The following is a 7,480-nucleotide window of genomic DNA, read 5'->3' on the forward strand; positions in this document are numbered from 1 at the left end:
GTGTTGCCCGAGGTTGGGATCAATCGTCATCTGCGGGTTGTGCCACGGCTTCGGTGAACGAGGCGACACTATCGACCTGGTTTTCGCTATCGCTGGACATTTTGACGGAAACGAGCCTGGAGACGCCGGGTTCTTCCATGGTCACGCCGTGCAGGGTTTCGCCATATTCCATCGTCCCTTTGTTGTGGGTGACAACGATGAACTGCGATTGTTTGGAGAATTTTTGGATGACTTTTACAAAGCGCGCGATATTGGCATCATCGAGAGGCGCATCGACCTCGTCGAGGACGCAAAAAGGACTGGGTTTGACCAGATAAATTGCAAAGAGAAGGGCAATGGCAGTCAGGGCGCGTTCGCCACCCGAAAGCAGGTTAATGCTCTGAAGGCGCTTGCCCCAGGGCCGCGCCGTGATGATGATGGGTGCCTCGAGGGGATCTTCGTCGGGTGGCATGGTCAGATCGGCTTCGCCGCCTTCAAAAAATTCCTGGAATGTGGTTTGGAAATTTTCTCGAATGCGACCAAAGGTATCGAGAAAGCGCTGGCGCGCCGTGCGATCGATGCGCGTGATGGTGCGCTTGACGATTTCTTCGGCTTCCAGAAGGTCGTCACGCTGGTGCGTGAGAAATTCAAGCCGTTCTTTTTGAACTTCGTATTCTTCGAGTGCCGCCAGGTTGACAGACCCCATGCGCCTCATACGCTCTTGCAGTTCGTGGGTCTTTTTTTCAGCCATATCCGCGTTAAATTCGGGATCCTGAAAGCGCCCTTTTTCGGCAATATCGACTTCGTAATCGCGCTTGAGGCGTTGGATAATCCCCTCGCCGCGTTCTTTGATATGCGCCATGGCGACTTGAATTTCGCTTAAACGCTCGCGGTGTTGTGTTGTGCGACGATTTTTTTCCCGCAACTTTTCTTCAATAGCGCGCGCCGCCATCAGGATTTCGTGTTGTCTGTGCGCTTGTGCATCGCGTTTGTGCTCAATGCGGGATTGTTGCTTGTGGAGTACTTCGAGTTCGTCCGACGCCGTTCCAATGCTTTCTTCGCGTTCGGATTTGCGTTTTTGGCTTTCATCGGCCTCGCTGAACAGTCGCTCAATTTCGCGGGCAATGGCTTCGCGCTCTCTGCCCTGGCGCACAGCTTCATGTGCGAGACTTTCGATGCGTTCTTTCAAAGAGGCGATTTCCACGCGCACAGCAGCGACGCCATCTTGAAGTACGCGCCGCTGGTGTTCTTTTTCGCGCAAGTCTTCATCTGCACGGCGAACCACGTCTTCGAGGGTCTCGCGTTCGGCATCGAGCTTTGTTTGCGCCTCCTCTGCCCGGGAAATCAAATGCATCAATTCGCCTTCTCGCTGTGTGAGTTGTGCGGTTTCCCGGTCGAGTTCTGTCACTGCCTGAGCCTGACGTTTGGCTTCTGTTTCGGCGTTTTGTCTATCTCTTTGAAGGCCCGCACGGCGGTTGTGCAAATCGGCCAATGCGTTATCGCAGGCTTCGATTTGTGCGAGGTGTTTGTCGAGCATTTCGAGCGTCTGTGTCAGTTGTGTTTCGCACTTTGAGAGTGCGGTTCGGGCGGATTCTATGGCCAACTGGAGGTCGTCGATTTGTTGCTGGCGACCAATGAGGCCCGATTCTGAGGTTGCATCTGCACCGCCATATACTGTGCCATCGGCGGAAAAAACTTCGCCGCTGAGTGTCACAATTTCAATGCCTCTGTCATGCATGGCACCGCTGTGAACAATCGCGGTTTGTGCATCGCTTACAATCAGGGTATGGCGCAACAGCGCAGATACGGCACCGTGTATATCGCGCTGTGGATTTAACAGATCGCTTGCCAGGCCGACAATTCCCTCTCCTTTGGGTACTTCGCTGTGTACGCCATTGGTAGAGATGATGCGTTCGAGGGGCAAGAATGCGGCGGCTCCGTGCTCACCTTGTCTGAGAAAATCAATGGCCCAACGCGCGTCGTCGGTATTGCTGACAATCAAACATTCCAGTGCACGTCCCAGCGCGGCTTCAATGGCAGTGACGTATTCGGGTTTGACATCGACCATGTCGGCGACAACGCCCTGTATGCGATTGGAAAAAGGCGAATCAACGGCCAGGGCACGCACGCCTTTGGAATAGCCTTCAAAGCCTTCTCTCAGTTTTTGGAGGAGGGCGACTCGCGCCTGATCTGCTTCGATATTTGCGCGCAAGCGGTTGCGCGATTCGATTTGTTCGTCTCGCTGGGCAATACAGCTATCTCGACTGGAGATCTGTTGTTGCCGTTCTTCTGTGCGTTGGGCAATTTGACTTTCAACTGCAGCGATTTGTTCTGCGGACTGATTGGCTGTTTCGTCAGCCTCCTGCCGGCGTGCAGCCACGCGCTCAATATCCTGCGTCAATCGCGCCTTTCGCTGTACTATGCCTTCGCGCTCAGCCTGCAGGCGCTCGAGGGCTTTGCCCTGATCGCTATTTTGGCGCAATAGATCCATCAGTTGAGATTTTTGGGTATCGACTTGTGTGCGCTGTGTATCCAGATCCAGGATTTCCGCTTCGAGTTTGGCGGTTTCCGCTTCGAGTTTGGCTTCTGCGGATTTGAGTCTTTTACCGGCTTCACGCCCGTCTTGCTCGGCGGCTTTTTGACCTTTTTGGGCGCTGTCAAGACGCACTTTGAGCGATTTTTGCTGATGCTCGGCGCGTTCTAAAAATGCGTGAATGTTGCGTACCTCTTCGCGCGCGACCAGTATCTCGCTGTCTTTGCCGTGTACGCGCTCGACGTGTTGCGATAGCTCGATATTGGCCTCGGCCAGTGCGCGATCCTGATCGGTTAGTTCTGCGCGCATTTCTTCGAGCTGGGCTTCGAGGGTGGTCATGTCGGTTTCTGAAATTTCGATATCTTCTTTGAGAAAGACCATTTCTTCGCGTAGCGGTCCCGATTGGTCGGCCAGATCGAAGTATTGGAAGCGCGCCAGTTTGATTTCGAGGTCGCGCAATTCATCTGATAGTGTTTTGTAAAGTCTTGCTTTGCGCTCTTGCCGTTGTAAAGATGCGACCTGGCGCTGAATTTCTCCGAGCCAATCTTCCATTCTCTGCAGGTCTTGTTGTACGGCGATGAGCCTGTTCCACGCAGATCGTCGGCGAATTTTATACCGCGTCACACCGGCGGCTTCTTCAAAGCACCGGCGGCGTTCTTCGGCATTGTCGCTGATAATTTCATCCACCATGCCCTGTTCAATAACATAAGAAGACTGCGTGCCCAACCCGGTGTCCATCAGCAAGTTTTGAATGTCTTTGAGACGGCACGGAATTTTATTGAGCAGGTAGTCGCTTTCGCCGGACCGGAACAGGCGGCGGGTAATGGTGACTTCGGAAAATTCGGTGGGTAAAACTTTTTGTGAATTATCGAGTGTGAGCGATACTTCGGCCATACCGAGGGGTTTGCGCGAGCGCGTGCCAGAAAAAATCACGTCTCCCATACTGCCGCTACGCAAAGATCGGGGGCGCTGTTCACCCAGTGCCCAGCGCAGCGCATCGACCACGTTGGACTTGCCACAACCATTTGGTCCCACGACACATGTGATGCCTTTTTGGAGAGGCATGTCGAGCTTTTGTGCAAAGGACTTAAAACCCAGTGCTTGCAAACGAGTCAGATGCAATGAAAACCTCCTACTCGAATTCTTATAAGGTCATAAGACACGAAAAAACAAAGGGATACAATGATAAAGGTCAGGACATCTGTGTATCGAAACCCAATGGGGAAAATAGAGGACGCGCTTTGGACTGCATTTAAAACAGCAACCCGGGGAGATTCGGGGAACTACATTTTGTGGAGGGGAAGGTTGTTACACGTGGCTATAATACTATATCTTGTGGCAGTCGTCAAGGGTAAAAAACGGGGCGGTGCCCCTGTGCTCGTCCATTGAAGTGGTGGGGTTCTTTGGCAATTGACATTATATCAGGGGCGGTCTAATTTAGGTGTAGTCTTTCGCGCCTGTGCAACACTTTCTGAGAATGGGAGTTTTTTTATGCTGAATTTATACGGTGAAAAAATTGTTCGGATTGAAAAAGTGGTTATGAAATTTAAACGTCCCCGCCTGATTGGTCGCAATGCGCGGATTGGCGTTCACGGGGATATGGTGACGGATCCCGTGGTTCGCATTCACACAAGTAGCGGTGCTATTGGCGTTGGATGGTCTCGGTTGGGTCGAGAAGAAGCCGAGTCATTGGTGGGTAAAGCTGTTGGGGATGTGTTCCAATTGCCGGGGGGATCAAATGAAGCTGGAGCGGCGATTGATCTGCCTTTGTGGGATCTGATAGCCAAATTATCGGATCAGCCGTTGCACAAACTGCTGGGTGCTCGGGGATCGCAGGCGGTCGAGTTGTACGATGGGTCGGTTTATATCGACGATTTGGATGCTTCGGACGAGGAGGCTGTGGAGATATTTCGGGACGAGGTCAAGACCGGGCACGATTACGGGTATAAAAATTTCAAAATTAAAATTGGTCGCGGCGCGCGCTGGATGCCCGTTACAGAAGGTACGGATCGGGATGTGCTGGTTATTCACATTGTCCGAGAAGCCGCTGGTGAAGATGCGAAGATACTCGTCGATGCGAATAATGGCACGACGCTCAATATCGCAAAAGACATTCTCGAGCGTTGTGAAGATGTGGGGATTTACTGGTTTGAAGAACCGTTTCCCGAAGATGGGGCTTTTAATGAAGATTTTAAGCAGTTCATCCTCGAAAAAGGATATGATACGCTCGTCGCCGATGGGGAGTCGGGTCCTCCGCCACCCAGCTATTTTGATATGGTGAAAAAGGGATGGATCGATGTGGTGCAACACGATTTTCGCGCCAAGGGGCTTACGTGGTGGCGCGAGACTGCCGCGATGATTGAACCGTGGGGTGGCCGGTGTGCGCCTCACTGCTGGGGCAGTTTGATCGAGCGCTATGCCCACGCGCATTTTGCCGCTTCCGTCCCCCATTTTGCGCTTCAAGAAGCCGCTCCCGCAGATATGCCGGGTGTTGTGCTGGATGGCTGGACGATGCAGGATGGGTGTTTGATGGTGCCAGATACGCCGGGTACGGGGTTTGACCTCGAGGTAGATGTGGTTGAAGAGGGGGTGAAACGGGAAGATGGGTTCAGGGTGTAATGGAGACAATAATATGGATATGACATTTCCAGGAACGGAATGGGAGACGAGGACGCCCGGTGACCTGGGCTTTGATGCGGAGAAACTCGCGCGGGTGCAGAGATGGTTGCGCGAAGTGGCGGGTGACAGGTCCTTTCAGGTGGGGATTGCGCGTTATGGGTATCTCGCGGCAGAGTGGCGGCAAGGTGTTGCGGCTGATTCCTGTCACTCGCAGGCGTCTGCCGCTAAATCGTATCATTCGACGCTTTTGGGCATTATAGTGGCCGAGGGCAAGTTGTCTTCGCCGGATGAAAGAGTCGTTGATTACTATCCAGAGATGATGGATGTGGGCGAGCAGGAAGGCCCAAAGCCCGGACGGTATGCGTTTGAGAAAGATCGCGATATTACCTTTCGGCATTTGATATGCAATGTGTCGGGCTATATGAAGCCAGGTGAAAAACCTGGAAGGGTTTTTCACTATCAGACTTATGGGATGAATATTCTGACCCACGCAATGGCTAAAATTTACGGGTGTTACGATGCCGATGATCCCGAGGGTTTGCCGGGATGTAGGAAGGTGATCGAAGAAAAGTTGCGCGATCCAATTGGCGGGACCTGGACGCATTCGCATTCCAATTTTGATCTGTGGCCCAGTGCGAGGTTAAATATCTTCGGGTATTATACGCAGGTGCATACCACACTGCGAGATCAATTGCGGGTGGGGCATTTGTGGGCCAATTACGGCAATTGGAATGGGGTTCAGGTTGCACCGGAAAATTACTTGCGCGAGGCAACGGTGACGAATGATTTTATTCTGGAAAATGAACCCGAAGAGAATTGGAAATACGGGCACGGATTCTGGTGTAACGATCGCGGGATGCAGTGGAAAGATGCGCCGAGAGATTCTTTTGCCGCATCGGGCGCAGGTGCGAAGCATATCTGGATGTGCCCGCGGTTGGGGCTGGTTATCGCACAAAATCCAGGGCTGTGGGATCAGTTCAGGGAAGAGCAGGATAAGATCGGGAGCCAGAATGAGGTGATTGTGCGAGTTGTGAATGCGGTGAAGACGTAGGAATTGCTTGCACTCTACACTATTTGCATCACGTATTAATCAAATTCAATGGGAAAGCGAGATTTCCGTAGAATAACTCGACACAAAACAACGCGAGGCTATTTTGGCTAACATGAAAACTACCATCGCACTCGATACAGATGTGGAGAAGGCAATGCACCGACAGGACAAGAGTTTCCAAGAAAACTTAAATTACAGATCGTTCAGGCTGTGAAGAGGATACTTGTGTCATGCGCTTCTTCAATACTGCTGGTCCCATCAAGCCCGAAAGGCACTATTGCGTCCCGTCTCTGGAACGCTTAAATATGGACGAGGTGCTCGCACTCATCCGAGACGAGAAATACTTTGTCTTACACGCGCCTCGACAGACGGGCAAGACTTCTGCTTTGCTGGCGCTGCGTGATTTGCTCAACGCTCAGGACACCTATCGCTGTGTGTACGTCAACGTTGAGAGTGCCCAGGCCCTGCGCGAAGATGTGGAGCAGGCGATGCGTGTCATTTTAGGAGAACTGGCTTCCTGGGCGCGTTTGACGCTGGGCGACCAGTACTTGACCAGGGCCTGGTCTGGCATCTTCACCGAGTTTGGGCCGGGTGCGCTGGTTGAAGCATTGACGCGCTGGTCTGAGGCTGATCCAAAACCCCTGGTGCTGTTTATCGACGAGATCGATTCTTTGATCGGCGATACGCTGTTGGCTGTGCTACGACAACTCAGGGCGGGCTATGTCCGTCGCCCGGAGGGGTTTCCGCAAAGCGTGGTGCTGTGCGGCGTGCGCGATGTGCGCGATTACCGCATTCAATCCACTGCAGAGAACGCGATCATTGCCGGTGGCAGTGCGTTCAACATTCGCGCCGAGTCCCTGCGCCTGGGGGACTTCTCACAGGACGAGGTATTCGATTTAATCTCACAGCACACGGCAGAAACGGGGCAGGCATTCACAGCCGAGGCACTGGAGACGATCTGGACTCAGACCCGGGGACAACCCTGGCTGGTGAACGCATTGGCGTATGAAGCTTGCTTTAAGAACAAGACCGGGCAGGATCGTAGCCAGCCTATCACAGCCGAGGCGATATGCGACGCACGGGAGCAACTCATCGCACGCCGGGAGATACACCTCGACCAGTTAGCCGACAAGTTGCAGGAGAAGCGCGTGCAGCGCGTGATTGAACCGCTCCTGAGTGGTGGAGAGGACAGCGACTTTTCCACTCGCGATCTCGAATACGTCCGCGACCTGGGTTTGATCGCATCCGAAGATCCACTCCGTATTGCCAATCCGATCTATGCAGAAGTCGTCCCGCGC

4 protein-coding genes are annotated in these 7,480 nt (G+C 53.0%); 3 read left to right on the forward strand and 1 reads right to left on the reverse strand.

The genetic code is table 11. From position 1 onward, the window contains the following. Nucleotides 1-19 precede the first annotated feature (19 nt). Nucleotides 20-3,634, reverse strand: coding sequence for a chromosome segregation protein SMC (gene smc / locus OXH16_11935; GenBank protein MCY3682101.1), 3,615 nt, complete (start codon nt 3,632-3,634; stop codon nt 20-22). 369 nt (nt 3,635-4,003) lie between these two features. Here smc and OXH16_11940 point away from each other — a divergent pair, with 369 nt between their 5' ends. The 3 genes from OXH16_11940 to OXH16_11950 all read left to right on the forward strand — a co-directional run. Beyond that, complete coding sequence (locus OXH16_11940; protein ID MCY3682102.1) at nt 4,004-5,131, forward strand: hypothetical protein; 1,128 nt, start codon at nt 4,004-4,006, stop codon at nt 5,129-5,131. Nucleotides 5,132-5,144: 13 nt separating this feature from the next. After that, on the forward strand, nt 5,145-6,182 hold the full coding sequence (locus tag OXH16_11945; GenBank protein ID MCY3682103.1) for a serine hydrolase: 1,038 nt from the start codon (nt 5,145-5,147) through the stop codon (nt 6,180-6,182). 230 nt (nt 6,183-6,412) lie between these two features. Beyond that, nucleotides 6,413-7,480, forward strand: a 1,068-nt coding sequence (locus OXH16_11950; protein MCY3682104.1) for an AAA-like domain-containing protein, incomplete at its 3' end; no start/stop codon positions are given.

The sequence above is a fragment of the Gemmatimonadota bacterium genome (genome assembly GCA_026705765.1).
Classification (GTDB): Bacteria; Latescibacterota; UBA2968; order UBA2968; family UBA2968; genus VXRD01.